General features: G+C 64.1%; 15 protein-coding genes. 13 read left to right on the top strand and 2 right to left on the bottom strand.

Going from position 1 to position 15,139, the window contains the following annotated elements; all coding sequences use genetic code 11:
• Nucleotides 1–95 precede the first annotated feature (95 nt).
• From GOB94_RS03830 to nrdR, 4 genes are all read left to right on the top strand, one after another.
• Entirely contained in the window at nucleotides 96–827 is a 732-nt protein-coding gene (locus GOB94_RS03830) for a lytic transglycosylase domain-containing protein (protein WP_255484212.1), read from the top strand.
• Nucleotides 824–1,885: a lysylphosphatidylglycerol synthase transmembrane domain-containing protein gene (locus GOB94_RS03835; RefSeq protein WP_182277581.1), complete on the top strand. Its 1,062-nt coding sequence runs from the start codon at nucleotides 824–826 to the stop codon at nucleotides 1,883–1,885. Before GOB94_RS03830 ends, GOB94_RS03835 begins: the two co-directional genes overlap by 4 nt.
• A gap of 39 nt (nucleotides 1,886–1,924) precedes the next feature.
• On the top strand, nucleotides 1,925–3,160 hold the full coding sequence (locus tag GOB94_RS03840; RefSeq protein WP_182277582.1) for a sodium:proton antiporter: 1,236 nt from the start codon (nucleotides 1,925–1,927) through the stop codon (nucleotides 3,158–3,160).
• Between the two features lie 117 nt (nucleotides 3,161–3,277).
• A complete protein-coding gene (gene nrdR, locus GOB94_RS03845) occupies nucleotides 3,278–3,769 on the top strand; it encodes a transcriptional regulator NrdR (RefSeq protein WP_182277583.1) in 492 nt (163 codons plus the stop codon).
• A gap of 187 nt (nucleotides 3,770–3,956) precedes the next feature.
• Here nrdR and GOB94_RS03850 read toward each other — a convergent pair whose 3' ends face one another.
• On the bottom strand, nucleotides 3,957–4,946 hold the full coding sequence (locus GOB94_RS03850) for a YncE family protein (RefSeq protein ID WP_182277584.1): 990 nt from the start codon (nucleotides 4,944–4,946) through the stop codon (nucleotides 3,957–3,959).
• 175 nt (nucleotides 4,947–5,121) lie between these two features.
• Here GOB94_RS03850 and GOB94_RS03855 point away from each other — a divergent pair, with 175 nt between their 5' ends.
• From GOB94_RS03855 to dapB, 7 genes are all read left to right on the top strand, one after another.
• Entirely contained in the window at nucleotides 5,122–6,141 is a 1,020-nt protein-coding gene (locus GOB94_RS03855; protein ID WP_182277585.1) for an isocitrate/isopropylmalate dehydrogenase family protein, read from the top strand.
• A 173-nt stretch (nucleotides 6,142–6,314) separates the two neighbouring features.
• Nucleotides 6,315–6,533, top strand: coding sequence for a hypothetical protein (locus tag GOB94_RS16780; protein ID WP_255484213.1), 219 nt, complete (start codon nucleotides 6,315–6,317; stop codon nucleotides 6,531–6,533).
• A gap of 2 nt (nucleotides 6,534–6,535) precedes the next feature.
• Nucleotides 6,536–7,102, top strand: a complete 567-nt coding sequence (locus tag GOB94_RS03860; protein ID WP_255484214.1) for a carboxypeptidase regulatory-like domain-containing protein — start codon at nucleotides 6,536–6,538, stop codon at nucleotides 7,100–7,102.
• 202 nt (nucleotides 7,103–7,304) lie between these two features.
• On the top strand, nucleotides 7,305–7,610 hold the full coding sequence (locus GOB94_RS03865; RefSeq protein ID WP_182277586.1) for a hypothetical protein: 306 nt from the start codon (nucleotides 7,305–7,307) through the stop codon (nucleotides 7,608–7,610).
• Between the two features lie 116 nt (nucleotides 7,611–7,726).
• Nucleotides 7,727–8,851: an aspartate-semialdehyde dehydrogenase gene (gene asd, locus GOB94_RS03870; protein ID WP_182277587.1), complete on the top strand. Its 1,125-nt coding sequence runs from the start codon at nucleotides 7,727–7,729 to the stop codon at nucleotides 8,849–8,851.
• Nucleotides 8,848–10,293, top strand: a complete 1,446-nt coding sequence (gene lysC / locus GOB94_RS03875) for a lysine-sensitive aspartokinase 3 (protein WP_182277588.1) — start codon at nucleotides 8,848–8,850, stop codon at nucleotides 10,291–10,293. Before asd ends, lysC begins: the two co-directional genes overlap by 4 nt.
• A 117-nt stretch (nucleotides 10,294–10,410) precedes the next feature.
• On the top strand, nucleotides 10,411–11,100 hold the full coding sequence (gene dapB, locus GOB94_RS03880; RefSeq protein ID WP_182277589.1) for a 4-hydroxy-tetrahydrodipicolinate reductase: 690 nt from the start codon (nucleotides 10,411–10,413) through the stop codon (nucleotides 11,098–11,100).
• Nucleotides 11,101–11,381: 281 nt separating this feature from the next.
• Here dapB and GOB94_RS03885 read toward each other — a convergent pair whose 3' ends face one another.
• Nucleotides 11,382–13,259 carry a TonB-dependent receptor gene (locus GOB94_RS03885; RefSeq protein ID WP_255484215.1) on the bottom strand — a complete coding sequence of 626 codons (1,878 nt, stop codon included), beginning with the start codon at nucleotides 13,257–13,259 and terminating at the stop codon, nucleotides 11,382–11,384.
• Nucleotides 13,260–13,359: 100 nt separating this feature from the next.
• Between GOB94_RS03885 and GOB94_RS03890 the strand changes: the two genes are divergently transcribed.
• Nucleotides 13,360–13,761, top strand: coding sequence for a MarR family transcriptional regulator (locus GOB94_RS03890; RefSeq protein WP_255484216.1), 402 nt, complete (start codon nucleotides 13,360–13,362; stop codon nucleotides 13,759–13,761).
• Between the two features lie 56 nt (nucleotides 13,762–13,817).
• The gene (locus tag GOB94_RS03895; RefSeq protein ID WP_182277591.1) at nucleotides 13,818–15,119 is read left to right on the top strand and encodes an aminopeptidase; all 1,302 of its coding nucleotides are present in this window, start codon (nucleotides 13,818–13,820) and stop codon (nucleotides 15,117–15,119) included.
• The last annotated feature ends 20 nt before the right edge of the window (nucleotides 15,120–15,139 follow it).

The following is a 15,139-nucleotide window of genomic DNA, read 5'->3' on the forward strand; positions in this document are numbered from 1 at the left end:
TCGTACGTTGGAACTCTCAAGGTACGAAGGGGCTTCAGCCCCGGAGGGAATCCCCCCCTGCTTCCCAACGCCCCAAAATGCTAGTCTCATACCTAGTGCCGCGCCCACGCCCATCTCGGACAACCGTCATCGCCGTCTTGTGCGCCATCGGCCTCGCCAGCTCCGCACACGCCCTCGAGCGCGTCAACCTCACCACCGGCTTCTCTTACGACTGCGTCCGCAGCGAGCCGCTCGACGCAAGCCACGTCCGCCTCTATCTCTACACCCCCGGCAGCACCGCCTCCGCCAACGACTTCGTCGTCATCGCCGCCCGCGAGATCGCAAGCATTGAGAAGCTCCCCGATCCGCCCGCACCCAAGCCCATCGTCGCGCCCACACATCCTCCAGCAGACGTCCACGATCTCCTCGCCCGCGCCGGCCAGCAGCACAACATCGACGTCGAACTCCTCGCCAGCGTCGTCAAAGCCGAGAGCGGCGGCCATGCCCACGCAGTCTCCCGCGCCGGCGCTCAGGGCCTCATGCAGCTCATGCCCTCCACCGCCCGCGACCTCGGCGTCAAAGATCCCTTCCAACCTGACCAGAACATCGCCGGTGGCGCCGCTTACCTCGACTCGCTCCTCACCCTCTACAACAACAATCTCGACCTCGCGCTCGCCGCCTACAATGCTGGTCCCGCCGCCGTCGCACACTATCACAACCGCGTCCCTCCCTACGCCGAGACGCGCGCCTATGTAGTGCGCGTCGAAAACGAGTTCATTCGCCGCAAGAAGGCCGCACAACGCGCCGCCCAGCACGCGGCCACTCTCACCGCAACGGTCGTCCCTTGAGCACGGTCCCCGCTCCACCTGCGAAGCCTCGCACTGGCGGCCTTCGCAACCTCACCCTCGCACTCATCGCCCTCCTCGCGATCGCCGCCCTCGCCTACGCTCTCCGCAGCCGCCTTCACATCGACTGGACCTCTCTGCTGCAGCAGTTCCACGCGGTCTCCTGGCTGCGCGTCGGCATCGGGATCGTACTCATCTACCTCTGCTTCGTGCTCCGCGCCGCGCGCTGGTCCGTCCTGCTCGCGCCCATGCGTAAGGCCTCTCTGCGAGACCTCCTGCCCGCACAGATCCTCGGCTTCACCGGCGTCGCCATCTTCGGCCGCGTCGCCGACCTCGCGCGTCCTTACATGATCGCGCGCCGCACCTCCACGCCCGTCACCACGCAGATCGCCATCTACTCCATCGAGCGCGCCTTCGATCTCGCCGCCGCCGCCACGCTCTTCTCACTCGCTCTCGCCTTCGCACCACGCTCCACCCCGCACCACGACGCCTTCGCCCGCGCCGGCATCCTCTCCCTCGCGCTCACCCTCGCTCTTGCACTCATCGCGCTCTCGATCCGCCTCGCCGGCCATCGCCTCGCACAGCTCATCGAGCGGCTTCTGCAACCCGTCTCCGCATCGCTCGCCTCCAAACTCGCCGCGCGCATCCTCGACCTCCAGAAAGGCTTCGGCGCCATCTCCAGCTTCTCCGAGTTCGCCCTCGCCATGTCGCTCTCCCTCATCATGTGGGCCGGCATCGCCGGCTGTTATCTCATGGGCGCCACGGCCTTCCGCGCCACGCCGCAGCTCGCTAATTTCAGCATCTCCGCCACCATGCTCGTCATGGCCACCGGCATGGGAGGCTCCATCGTCCAGCTCCCCATCCTCGGCTGGTTCACCCAGGTCGCGCTCTTCGCAGCCACCATGCACGCTCTCTTCGGCGTCCCGCTTGAGACAGCCACCGCCTGCGCCGCCATGATCTTCACTATGACCAACCTCTCCGTCATCCCCGGTGGCCTGCTCACCGCACAGATTGAAGGCATCGGCCTGCGCGAGACCGTCGTCCTTCGCAATACTCCTTAGCTTCCCATTTGCCCCATCCGGTACGCTGATAAGAGCGCCATGTCGACCCTCGCCCTCGTCAGCATCATCGTCACCTCAGCCGCCCTCTTCGGTTGGCTCAGCATCCGTGTCATCCGGCTGCCTATCACCATCGGCACCATGCTGCTCACTGTCATCGCCTCCGTACTCATGATGTTCCTCGGCCGCGCCGTCCCTGCTCTGCCTGCCTGGGCCATCAGCCTTGCCGGACGCGTCCGCTTTGAAGACCTCATCCTCCACGGCATGTTGGGACTTCTGCTCTTCGCCGGCGCCTTCCTGCTCGACCTCGACTACCTCTTCCGCGAAAAGCTCTCCGTAACGCTGCTTGCGGTCATCGGCACGCTACTCTCCACCGCCGGCATCGCCGTCCTGATGCACTTCACGCTGCCCCTGCTCGGCATCCCCGCACCCTGGCTGGAGTGCCTCTTCTTCGGTACCCTCATCTCCCCCACCGACCCCGTCGCCGTCCTCGAAATGCTCCACCGCGTCGGCGTCCCCAAGAACATCCAGGCCCAGCTCGCCGGCGAGTCCCTCTTCAACGACGGCATCGGCGCCGTCCTCTTCCTCGCCGTCCTCGCCGCCTCACGCGGCCAGGCGCCCTCACTCAGCCACCTCGGCGCGCTCCTCGTCATCGAATCCGGCGGCGGCCTCATCCTCGGCATCGCCCTCGCCAAAATCGCCTCCGAGCTCATGCGTCGCGTCGAGGCCTACCAGGTCGAGGTCCTCCTCACCCTCGCTCTCGCCCTCGGCGGCTACGCCCTCGCCGAAACCCTGCGACTCTCCGCCCCGCTCGAAGCTGTCGCCGCCGGCCTCGCCCTCCGCCACTTCAACATGGGCCACACCCACGCCGAGATCTCCCACGACTCCCTCGACCGCTTCTGGCGTGTCATCGACGAGGTCCAGAACGCCATCCTCTTCGCCCTGCTCGGCTTCGAGGTGCTCCTCATCCCCTTCACCTCGCACTCCTTTGAGTCCGGCGGCCTCGCCATCCTCGCTGTCACGCTCGTGCGCATCGCCGTCGTCACGCTGGTCCTCAGCCTCGTTCGCCTGCTCCAGCCCGGCCACGCCTCCTCGCTCATCACCCTCAGTTGGGGAGGTCTCCGCGGCGGCCTCTCTATCGCTCTCGCGCTCTCTGTCCCCTATCTCTACAGCCACACCTGGATACTCGCCACCACCTACCTCGTCGTGGTCTTCTCGGTAGTCCTGCAAGGCGGCACGCTCGACCTCTTCCTCAAGCGCGCCGGCAGATTCCAATAACGCTGGCCCCACAGACTTCTGAAACACAGACTTCTGAGATTGGAGACGACACCGTGTCCCGCCCGTATCTCCAACCTCGCTTTTATCCTCTACCCTCTAACCTCTACACTCTGTTCTATGAAATGTCCGTACTGCGGGTTCACTCAGGACAAGGTCATCGACAGCCGTGAAAGCAAGGAAGCGGACTCCATCCGCCGCCGCCGCGAGTGCGAACGCTGCAACAAGCGCTTCACCACCTACGAGCGCCTCGACGAGATCCCCTACATGGTCGTCAAGAAAGACGGCCGCCGCGAGCCCTTCGATCGCCAGAAGGTTCTCACCGGCCTGCTCCACTCCTGTCAGAAGCGCAAAGTCTCCGTCACCCAGATGCAGGAGATCGTCGATGCCGTCGAAGCCTTCGTCGTCGACTCCGCCGAGCGCGAGCGCTCCACCGCCTCCGTCGGCGAGCTCATCATGACCCGCCTCCGCGAGATCGACACCGTCGCCTACATCCGATTCGCTTCGGTCTACCGCGACTTCAAGGACGTCAACGAGTTCAAGGAAGAGCTCGAAGGCCTCCTCAGCAACCGCACCACCCGAGGCCGCCGCGACCGCGACACCCCGCGCTAGGTTCCGCCCACCTTGTCTCCCCCATAAGGTGTCATCCGGAGCCCATAGGCTGTCATCTCGACCGCAGCCCATGATGTGTCATCTCGCCACCCATGATGTGTCATCTCGACCGGAGCAGGACAGTCTCATCGTCCTGCGCAGTGGAGAGACCTGCATGTGAGTGCCACCCGTGCTTCAAAGGATAGCCTCACCGCGCCCAGGCCAACCCATCCGCCTCCGGCCCCGCCGTAATAATCGCCTTCACCGTCCACGTCTTCAAGTCGATCGCCGCCACCTTCCCGCTCGTATTGCAAGACACATACGCGACCTTCTCATCCGGCCGGATCAGCACCTCCTGCGGCGCCATCGGCACATCAATCGTCTTCGCCACGGTCAGCGTCTTCAGGTCGATCACCGCCACCTTCCCCGCTGCCGGAATCGCCAGCACCAGCCACCTCCCATCAGCCGTCGGCGCACCGCCATAGCCCAGCCCCGGCAGAGGTACCCGCTTCACGACCTTCCGCGTCGCCGTATCGATCACCGCCAGCTCCGGCTTCACATAGTTCGACGTGAATACCAGCTTGTCGTCGTTCGAGATCGCAATCCGCTGCACCTTCTCCGCCACCGGAATCACTGCAAGGGTCTTGCGCGCCCTCATATCCAGCACGCTCACCGTCCCCGGCCCCACATTCGCCGTATACCCCAGCCGCCCATCATGCGACAGCACCAGCATGTGCGACTGCTCCTGCCCCGTCGGCACCGAGCCTACAATCTTCAGCGTCTTCGGGTCGATGATCGTGATCGACTTATCCAGCTCCGTCGTCACATAGAGCATCCCGCTCACCGGATCCAGCAGCGGACGATGCGGCCGCACCCCATGCCCAAACTCCACATGCGCCACAATCTTTCGCGATGGCACATCGATCACCAGCATCTCGTGCCCATCGATCCCCGGCTTGCCCACGCCCACGCTGCCATAGATCGGCAGGTACGCCGTCTTCCCATCGGGCGACACGGCCAGCTCATGCCCATGCACTCCCGGCGTGTTCTCCGCGATCGTCGCAACCTGACGGTTGCTCACGGGGTCGATGATCCCCACCGTCGCATCGCCCTGGTTCGCCACCAGCAGCGACTGCGCCTGCACACCCATCGCCAGCCCGCACACACCCACAACCGAAACAGCCCATAGTCTTCGCATGGCAGAGAAGCATACTGCACGGTTACCGCTCCCCGCCACAGCAGCCGCACCAAACCAGCCTTTACAATGAAAATGACGGCCTGAAGCAGCCATAGACCTCCATCCGGGCAGACCGCAGCTCGGAACAATTCTTGGCGCCTCAGCCTCCACACGCCCTCTAAAGGAACCCGACCGGATGTCCACTCGCACGCACCAAATCACGCTGATCGCCGGCGACGGCATCGGCCCCGAGGTCTCCGCCGCCACCGTCAGCATCCTCGAAGCTGCCGGCAAGCAGACCGGCTGCACCTTCGACTGGCACCGCTACAACGCCGGTGCCGACGCCTTCGAAAAGACCGGCGAGTACATCCCCAAGGCCCTCTACGACTCCATCGAGCACACCCGTGTCGCCCTCAAAGGCCCCGTCACCACCCCCATCGGCGGCGGCTTCTCTTCGATCAACGTCACTCTGCGCAAAAAGTTCGATCTCTACTCCAACTTCCGCCCCGTCAAATCCCTCCCCGGCCTCAAGACCAAGTTCCCCGACATCGACATGGTCATCTTCCGCGAGAACACCGAGGACCTTTACTCCGGCGTCGAAGTCATGATCAACCCCGACCTCGCGCAGTCCTTCAAGATCATCACCACCAAGGGCTCCACGCGCATCGCCAAGTCGGCCTTCGACTACGCGAAGAAACACAACCGCAAGAAGGTCCACGCCATCCACAAGGCCAACATCATGAAGCTCTCCGATGGCCTCTTTCTGCGTTGTTGCAAAGCCGTCGCCGAGCAGTTCCCCGGCATCACCTACGCCGAGCACATCGTCGACAACACCTGCATGCAGCTCGTCATGAACCCCTGGCAGTACGACATCATCCTCACCGAAAACCTCTACGGCGACATCCTCTCCGACCTCTGCAGCGGCCTCATCGGCGGCCTCGGCCTCGTCCCCGGCGCCAACCTCGGCACCGAGTGCGCCATCTTCGAAGCCGTCCATGGCTCGGCCCCCGACATCGCCGGACAGGACAAAGCCAACCCCACCGCGCTCCTTCAGTCCGCCGTCCTCATGCTCCACCACATCGACGAGACCGACACCGCCAACAACGTCCAGACCGCCCTCGAAAAGGTCTACGCCACAGGCACAACCCTCACCCGCGACGTAGGGGGCACCGCCGGCACCAAAGCCTTCGCCGAAGCTGTTATAGCAGCTCTCTAAATCCGATCAATCCCCAAACAGCGAGAGCCACGGCCTCAACCGTGGCTCTCGCTGTTGCGTGTCTTCCATTGCGCCCTCTGCGGGCTTTTACTCTGCGCCCTCTGCGTGAACGCTTTTGCCGCGCGAGAGCCGCAGGCGCGAGCGCACCCACCGCGGCATAGAATAACTACGTGATGACCTCCCGCACACTCGCCGCCATCTTCCTCGCCTCCGCTCTCACCCTCACCGGCTGCAAGCACGCAGCGGCCCCCGAAACCACCACAGCCACACCCACCACCACCGCCAGCAACCTCCCACCCGCAACCCCCGCCGTCGACCCCGCCACCGCCGGCACCATCACCGGAGCCGTCAAGTTCGACGGCAAGGCCCCGCGCGCGTCCCCATCGACATGAGCATGGACCCCGCCTGCGCCATGGCCGCCACGCCCAACACCTCTGAGGCCGTCGTCGTCAACGACCACCTCCTCCAGAACGTCTACGTCTACATCAAGTCCGGCCTGCCCGCATCCTCCGCTCCCGCCGGTGCCGCGCCCGTCGTACTTGACCAGAAGGGCTGCCGCTACACGCCGCACGTCATCGCGGTCCAGCAGGGCGGCACCGTCGAGTTCAAAAACTCCGACCCCACCATGCACAACATCCACACCACGCCCACCGACGGCTCGCCCTCCGTCGACGTCTCCGAAGGCCCCATGGGCGCGCCTCAGACTGAGCACTTCGACAAAGTCGAGACCATGCTCCCCGTCCGCTGCAACAACCACCCCTGGATGCAGGCGTACATCAACGTAGCGTCCACTCCCTACTTCGCCGTCACCGGAGCCAACGGCGGCTTCGTCATCCCCAACCTCCCGCCCGGCACCTACACTCTTGCCGCCGTACAGGAGACCCTCGGCGAAAAGGACATCCAGGTCACCGTCCCCGCCAAAGGCACCGTCAAGACCGACTTCACCTTCGCCGCCAAATAGCCTCAAACTGAGCCAAGGTCTCGCCACAGCAACCGTGGCGAGACTTGGCTAACTTCGCGCACGTGGCGGGAGACGCAACCGCCCGAACACGAGTAACCACCCGCACCTTTAACCTCGAAAATCCGGCCACCGGACAACTCTGCACCGCCAATCGTTCTCGAACCTAGAGACCACGGTTCGCCGTCTCTCGAAAGGCTCGTCCATGAACGTCCTGCTCACCACGCACGCCATTCCGCTCTGGTTCCTCGTTCTCTCGCTCTTCCTTCCCCGGCTCTGCATCTTCATCGCCTGGCTGCAGCACGGCATGGGCCACTACATCCCCGCCGCCGTCAACCTGCTTGACGTCATCGTCTGGCTCCTCATCCCCCGCCTGCTCATCCTCTTCTGGATCTATACCGATCAGGGCATCAGCCTCTGGTTCGTCATCCACGCCATCGCTCTCGTCATCGCCTGGGGCGGAGGCGGCTCCCGCATCTACTCCCGCCGCCGCGTCACCTACGTCGACTAACCTTCACCATCACCACGGCCCGCACGCAACCACCAGCGTGCGGGCTTATCGACGCAGTTCCTACTCCCTATTCCCCACTCCCTACTCCCTGCCTCTTGCGCTATCCTAGAAAGATTATGGAACGGCGCAACGTAGGTATTCTTGGCGCGACCGGTGCGGTCGGCCAGCGATTCATCCAACTCCTCGCAGACCACCCCTGGTTCAACATCACTTGGCTCGCCGCCAGCGCCCGCTCGGCCGGCAAAACCTACGCCGAGGCCTGCCAGTGGCGTCTCGACACGCCTCTCCCCGCCCACATTGCGCAGATGGTCCTCCAGCCCAACGTTCCCGAAGACGCAGGCGCTGACCTTCCGCGCATCATCTTCTCCTCGGTCGACTCCCCCATCGCGAAGGACCTCGAGCCCCGCTTCGCCGCCGCCGGCTGCGCCGTCATCTCCAACTCCTCGGCCTTCCGCATGGCCCCCGACGTCCCGCTAGTCGTCCCCGAAGTCAACGCCGACCACCTCGAAGTCATCGAGTCGCAACCCACGCGCAAGCGAACCGGCGGCTTCCTCGTCACTAACCCCAACTGTTGCGCCATCGGCCTCATCCTCCCGCTCAAGGCGCTTGAAGACCACTTCGGCATCGAAAAGCTCTTCGTCACCACCATGCAGGCCGTCTCCGGCGCAGGCTACCCCGGCGTCCCTTCGCTCGACATCCTCGGCAACGTCATCCCCTACATCAAGTCCGAAGAAGAAAAGCTCCAGGAAGAGATCGCCAAGCTCTTAGGCACAACCGACGGCAAAGGCTTCCAGCTCCTCGACGCCACCGTCTCCGCCATGTGCAACCGCGTCCCCGTCCTCGAAGGCCACACCGAGTGCGTCAGCATCAAGCTCCGCAAGCCCGCCACGCATGAGCAGATCCTCGCCGCCTGGCACAGCTTCCAGCCGCTCCACGGCAAGGGTCTCGATGGCCTGCATCTCCCCTCCGCTCCCGAGTTCCCCGTCGAGTACGTCCACGGCGACGCCCGCCCCCAGCCTCGCCTCGACCTCATGCGCGGCAACGGCATGGCCACCACCGTCGGCCGCCTCCGCCCCTGCACAATCTTCGACTGGAAGTTCACCCTGCTCTCCCACAACACCATCCGCGGTGCCGCCGGCGCCGCCATCCTCAACGCAGAGATCCTCGCCGTCCTCGGCAAGTTCGACTTCCGCAAATTCCCGCCCGTGAACTCCGCTCTCAGCGAGGCGGTGACCGTATGAGCACCCCCCGCCAGCACATCGTCGTCATGAAGTTCGGCGGCACCTCCGTCGAGGACGCCACTGCCATCCTCCGCACCGCCGCCATCGTCAACGGCCGTGTCCGCAAGGGCCTCAACCCCATCGTCGTCGTCTCCGCGATGTCCAAGGTTACCGACACGCTCCTCGCCGCAGCCGCAGCCGCCGGCAAGAACGACCGCGAAGGCGCGCTCCGCCTCTCCGACGGCCTCCGCACCCGTCACCTCAAGACCGCAGGCGACCTCGTCGGCCTCTCGCCAGAGACAGCCGACCGCCTCACCTCGCTTCAGCTCAACATCCATCACGACTTCGACGCACTCGACGACCTCCTCCGCGGCATCTCCGCCGTCGGCGAGCTCACCCCGCGCACCGAGGACAACGTCGTCAGCTTCGGCGAGCGCCTCTCCAGCCAGATGGTCGCCGCCGCTTTCTCTGAGCATGGAATCTCGTCGGCCCATGTCGACGCCCGCACCGTCATCCTCACCGACTCGCACTACGGCAAGGCCACCCCCAACGAGCGCGCCATCGAAAACGCTCTCGTCTCGCAGGTGCTCCCGCTCATCGACCTCGGCAAGGTCCCCATCATGGGCGGCTTCATCGGCTCCTGCGACGGCATCACCACCACCCTCGGCCGTGGCGGGTCAGACTACACCGGCGCCCTCGTCGGCGGCGGCCTCCACGCCGGAGCCATCGAAATCTGGACCGACGTCAACGGCATCATGACCACCGACCCGCGCATCTGTGCCGACGCCCTCCGCGTCCGCACCATCAGCTTTGAAGAGGCCGCCGAGCTCGCCTACTTCGGCGCAAAGGTCCTCCATCCCGCCACGATTCTTCCAGCGGTTCAGAAGAACATCCCCGTCTTCGTCCTCAACAGCCGCAACGCGCAAAACGAAGGCACAAAAATCGTCGCCGCCCCGCCGCCCTGCGCCAGCCCCTTCAAGTCCATCGCGGCCAAAAAGCGCCTCACCATCATCGACATCGTAGCCAGCCGCATGTTGCTCGCTCACGGCTTCCTCAAGCTCGTCTTCGACGTCTTCGACAAGCACAAGTGCGCCATCGACATGGTCTCCACCTCGGAGGTCTCCATCTCCGTCACCGTCGACTCCCGCGAAGCTCTCCCCGCCATCTGCGCCGAGCTCTCCCAGATCGCCGACGTCAAATACGAATCCGACAAGGCCCTCATCTGCCTCGTCGGCGAGGACATCCGCGGCCAGGCCGGCATCTCCGCGCAGGTCTTCACCGCTATCTCCCACGTCAACGTGCGGATGATCTCCCAGGGCGCCAGCGAGATCAACATGAGCTTCATGATCAACGAGGAAGATGTAGACGAGGCCATCCGCTCGCTCCACAAAAAGTTCTTCGCCTCCCCCGACCCCACCGTCTTCGACATCGAAGCCCGCACAGTCGTAGCCGCCAAGGTCTAACGTACATAGATACACTTCGCTTGTCTTGGCAAACGGAGGGAGCAGGGGCCTTCAGGCCCCTGAATCAGGCGACCATTTCTTCGGGGCTTCAGCCCCGGCCTCTTTAAGGAGTCACCCATGCGTGTCCTCGTCCTCGGAGTCGGCAAGACCGGCAAACTCGTAGCAGAAGTCGCCGCCGAGCGCGGCCACAGCGTCCACGTCCTCGACGCCACGGAGAACAAGGACGGTGCCGCCCTCACCGCTCCCTTCGTCGCCGGCTTCGACGTCATCATCGACTTCACCACCCCCGAAGCTGTCGTCTCCAACATGCGCGCCTGCCTCTTCACCGGTGCCAAGATGGTCATCGGCACCACCGGTTGGTACGACAAGCTCAACGACATGAAGTCCCTCGCCGAGCGCCGCGGCGGCTCGCTCCTCTACGGCACCAACTTCTCCATCGGCGTCCAGCTCATGCTGCAGCTCACTCGGCAGATGGCCACCGCCCTTAAGGACGCTGGCTACACCTTCTCTATCTCCGAGACCCACCACGTCTCCAAGCTCGACTCCCCCTCCGGCACCGCCATCACCCTCGGCGAAGCCGTCCGCACCATCATCGACCCCCACAAAGAGATTCCCATCTCCGCCAGCCGCGTCGGCGACGCCGCCGGCATCCACACCGTCGAAGCCATCAGCCCCAACGACCGCATCCTCCTCACCCACGAGTCCGCCTCGCGCCGTCCCTTCGCCGAAGGCGCCGTCCGCGCCGCCGAATGGCTCTCTACCCGCACCGGCGTCTACGACATCCGCGACGTCTTCGACAAGCTCTAGCCAACACCAAAGCACGCGGAGCATACACAACGCCGGCAGGCGTCCACGCTGGTCGGCCTTCTTTTGCTTGTCGTTTTTCTTGTTTGTCATTCCCGATGGGAATCTGCTTCTGTCGTTGCAGTTGCTTCTAGGTACCCCGAGGCTTTAGCCTCGGGTCTCATAGCCTCCCACGAAGCGAAGGGCTTTAGCCCCTGGGGTATGCTTCCTCTACTTCCGCCACCGGAGACCCATCCATACGCAGCTTTCTCGCGGATGGGTGGGATGCAACACGTCCGCAGCCCTTACTCCTGCCGCCCCACCACAACCTCCACCCCCGCCACCACTGCGCGCGTCTGGTTCTGCACCCCCAGAATCTCCTGGTAATCCGTATTGCTCAAATTCGTCGCCCGCACATAAGGCTTCACGCGCCCCTTGTCCCAAGCCGCCGACGCATCCCAAACCGGGTACACACTCCGATCGATCCTATTCACCACGCGAATCCGCTGCCGCAACAATAACCCATTACGAAACCGCCCGATCCACTCCGCACTCGCATTCTGCACCGGATAGTTGAACACATACTCGTCCTGCAACCCGTTCAGTGTGCCCTTGCCACCCACAACGGTCGTCAACCCCACGCGAAACTCCTGCCCAGCCAACGGCCTCCAGTCCACGCTGGATTCCGTACCCGTCAAATGAAGCCCCGTAAGGTTCTCCGCCTGCCAGGACTGCAAAGCATTCGCGCGCACATAGTCGATCGTATTGGTCTCCGCCGTATGAAACGCCGTGAACGACAGCGCCAGCTTCTCACTCGCATACCAGTCTGCGCCGCCATCAAAGTTCCATGCCGACTCCGGCTTCAAATCCGCATTCCCTTTCGTCGTTGGATCGTTATAGTACTTATCCGTATACGTCGGCTGCCGAAACCCGCGCCCCACCGAAGCCCTCAGCTTCACCTGCCGCGGCAGCCGCACACTCGCTGCAACATCCGGCGTGAACACATTCGTCCCGCCGTCAAAAATCTCCTCTCGGGCCCCCGCCGAAAGCGTCCCCCACTTCGCCCCCGTCCACTCAAACCCCGCATACCCTGCCCCACGGTTGCGCCCATGGTCACCCAGGCTGTTGCTATCGATCTCATCCGCATTCTCCTCCAACCCATAAAACACCGCGGCCCCGTGCAGCGGCAGCGTCTCCTTACGCCGTACCGCACCCTGCCAGCTCGTATCGATGTGGTTGTTCTCATACACGCTCGGGTCATCCCGCAGCAGCACATACTCATCCGTATGCCGCCGATACGCCAGCATCGCCTGCGTCTTTGCATTCACCTGCTGGCTCAGCGCCGCGAACCACCCCTTCGTCCGCTCATACGATTCGTAGTCCCCATAAAACTGGTTCGCCCCAAACGAGCGATCGCTCGCCGCCAGCAGCACATCGCTATCACCCAGCCACGACTTCGCCCGTGTCTCCGAGCTAGCCTCCTCGGACCGATAATCCCTGTCCGCAATAAACCCATCCGAAAACTCGCGCCCACCCGCAATCACTTCACTCGCGTTCTTCCCACCCCACGAAGCCACCGCTGCCTGCTCCTGCTCGCCATAGCTCCCGCCACCCGCCCGCAATTTCAGCGAGTACCCCTCCACCGGCGCAGCCGTCACAAAGTCCACCACCCCGCTCACCGCATCCGACCCATACAGCGCCGACCCAGCCCCATGCAGCACATTCACACTCTGCAGCGCATCCGCCACCACCGGCAGATCCAGGTTGAAGTGCGAAGTCTCCGCATCATTGATGCGAAACCCATTCAGCAGCACCAGCGTCTGCTCAAACGACCCGCCACGGATCGTCACATCCGTCTGCACCCCCGCCCCGCCGCGCTCTTCCAGATCCACCGACGCATCGCTGCGCAATAGATCCTGCGCATCGCCATACACCAGCTTCGTCGGCTGCACATCCAGCGTCGCCGTCGACCGTGCCGACTGCCCCTCGGTCAACGGATCAGGCGCGCCCACCACCACCACCGTCGTCTGCACCGTCGGTACCGCCTGCGGCTGTTGCGACACCTGCTGCGCACTCCCTGCAACCACCATCAAACCCGGCAATACCCACGCCGCGCTCTTCACTCTTCCCACCATCCATCCGTCACAAAAACTCGCAAGATTCATGCTTCCAGCCTCAGCCATGCAGCGGCTCTCTTCAAGCATAGTTTGGTATCGTCAGAGATAATTGAGTAGTTCAACCAAAACACCTATGCGCATCGAAACCTTCCTCAAAGAAAGCCCCATGTTCTGCATCTCTCTCGCCGCGCGCCGCTTCGACGCCCTGACGACCCAGCTCCTGCAGACCGACGACCTCAACTTCCTCGAAGCCCTCATCCTCGCCACGCTCTTCTTCGAGTCCCCCGCCCCCGTCAAGCCCTCGCAGCTCGCCGAAACCTTCGGCACCACCCGCGGCAACGTCAGCCATTGCGTCTCCTCGCTCGAAGCCCGCGGCCTCGTCCAGCGCAAAATCGACCCTAACGACGCCCGCGCCTATCACCTCGCGCTCAAACCTCTGGGACGCAAAACCGCCATCCGCGTCATCGGCGCTCTCGACAAAGTGCAACGAAGCTTCGAGCACAAGGTCGGCAAAGACGCCCTGCAGTCCGCCCTCCACATCGTCCGCGCTCTCTCCGGCCTCGTATAACCCACACGCCACACCGCCCGCTTGCACTCCAGCCCGCAGCGACCTACGCTTAACTCATGGCTACTGCATCCACTCCCGTCTTCGCCGGCAATCACCCTCACGCATTTGCTTCGCTCTCTTTCGAACAAAAGCTCGACCGCCTCGCCGAAGTCGCCGTCCGCGTCGGCCTCGGCATCCAGCCCGGCCAGACCCCTCCGCAGGAGCTCTTCCTCACCTCGCCCATCGACGCGCTCCCGCTCGCGCGCCTCATCACCGCCCAGGCCTACAAGGCAGGCGTCAAGCTCGTCACCACCATCTTCTCCGACGATGCCTCCACCCTCGCCCGCTACGAGCACGCCACCGACGCCAGCTTCGACTACGCGCCCACCTGGTTCTACGACGGCGTCGCCGCGGCCTTCAAATCCGGGGCCGCGCGCATGGCCATCGCCGGCGCCAACCCCGCGCTCCTCGCCGGCCAGGACCCCGACAAGGTCTCCCGCGCCAACGTCGCCGTCTCCAAGGCCTACAAGCCCGCGCTCGAGTTCATCACCCGCCACGACATCAACTGGACCATCGTCGCCGCCGCCACACCCGCCTGGGCCGAGCTCGTATTCCCCCACGACGCCCCCAACGTCGCCCTCGCCAAGCTTTGGGACGCTATCTTCTTCTGCTCCCGCATCACCGGCGACGACCCCATCGCCGACTGGAAGCACCACAACGCCCACCTCCGCAACCGCGTCAACTTCCTCAACAACAAGCGCTACCACTCCCTCCGCTTCTTCACGCCCGACGATGCCACCGACCTCACCGTAGGCCTAGCCGACAACCACCTCTGGGCCGGCGGCGGCACCACCGCAGGCAACGGCATCTACTGCAACGCCAACATCCCCACCGAAGAGTGCTTCACCACCCCGCACAAGTCCCGCGTTAACGGCCACGTCAGCGCATCCAAGCCGCTCTCGCACCAGGGCACGCTCATCGAAAACATTCGCTGCGAGTTCAAGGACGGCAAAATTACCAAGGCTACAGCCACAGCGGGCGAAGCCGCCCTCAACAAGCTCATCTCCGCCGACGAAGGCGCCCGCCAGCTCGGCGAAGTGGCACTCGTGCCCAACCCGTCGCCCATCGCGCAGTCCGGCATCCTCTTCTGGAACACCCTCTTCGACGAGAACGCCGCCAGCCACATCGCCCTCGGCCAGGCCTACTCCACCTGCCTCATCGACGGTGACAAGCTCACCAACGAGCAGCTAGCCGCCCTCGGCGCCAACGAGAGCCTCATCCACGTCGACTGGATGATCGGCGGCCCCACCATGTCCGTCGACGGCCTAAGCGCCGACGGCACCCCCGAACCCCTCATGCGCAACGGAGACTGGGTCTAGCTCCCTCACACACATCGGGT

Source organism: Granulicella sp. 5B5 (assembly GCF_014083945.1).
Classification (GTDB): Bacteria; Acidobacteriota; Terriglobia; order Terriglobales; family Acidobacteriaceae; genus Granulicella.

Coding starts and splice junctions, on each gene's coding strand:
- lysC (WP_182277588.1), top strand. CDS start 8,848: ATGAGCACCCCCCGCCAGCACATCGTCGTCATGAAGTTCGGCGGCACC.
- GOB94_RS16780 (WP_255484213.1), top strand. CDS start 6,315: ATGACCTCCCGCACACTCGCCGCCATCTTCCTCGCCTCCGCTCTCACC.
- GOB94_RS03865 (WP_182277586.1), top strand. CDS start 7,305: ATGAACGTCCTGCTCACCACGCACGCCATTCCGCTCTGGTTCCTCGTT.
- nrdR (WP_182277583.1), top strand. CDS start 3,278: ATGAAATGTCCGTACTGCGGGTTCACTCAGGACAAGGTCATCGACAGC.
- dapB (WP_182277589.1), top strand. CDS start 10,411: ATGCGTGTCCTCGTCCTCGGAGTCGGCAAGACCGGCAAACTCGTAGCA.
- GOB94_RS03850 (WP_182277584.1), bottom strand. CDS start 4,946: ATGCGAAGACTATGGGCTGTTTCGGTTGTGGGTGTGTGCGGGCTGGCG.
- GOB94_RS03860 (WP_255484214.1), top strand. CDS start 6,536: ATGGACCCCGCCTGCGCCATGGCCGCCACGCCCAACACCTCTGAGGCC.
- GOB94_RS03895 (WP_182277591.1), top strand. CDS start 13,818: ATGGCTACTGCATCCACTCCCGTCTTCGCCGGCAATCACCCTCACGCA.
- asd (WP_182277587.1), top strand. CDS start 7,727: ATGGAACGGCGCAACGTAGGTATTCTTGGCGCGACCGGTGCGGTCGGC.
- GOB94_RS03840 (WP_182277582.1), top strand. CDS start 1,925: ATGTCGACCCTCGCCCTCGTCAGCATCATCGTCACCTCAGCCGCCCTC.
- GOB94_RS03855 (WP_182277585.1), top strand. CDS start 5,122: ATGTCCACTCGCACGCACCAAATCACGCTGATCGCCGGCGACGGCATC.
- GOB94_RS03890 (WP_255484216.1), top strand. CDS start 13,360: ATGTTCTGCATCTCTCTCGCCGCGCGCCGCTTCGACGCCCTGACGACC.
- GOB94_RS03885 (WP_255484215.1), bottom strand. CDS start 13,259: ATGGCTGAGGCTGGAAGCATGAATCTTGCGAGTTTTTGTGACGGATGG.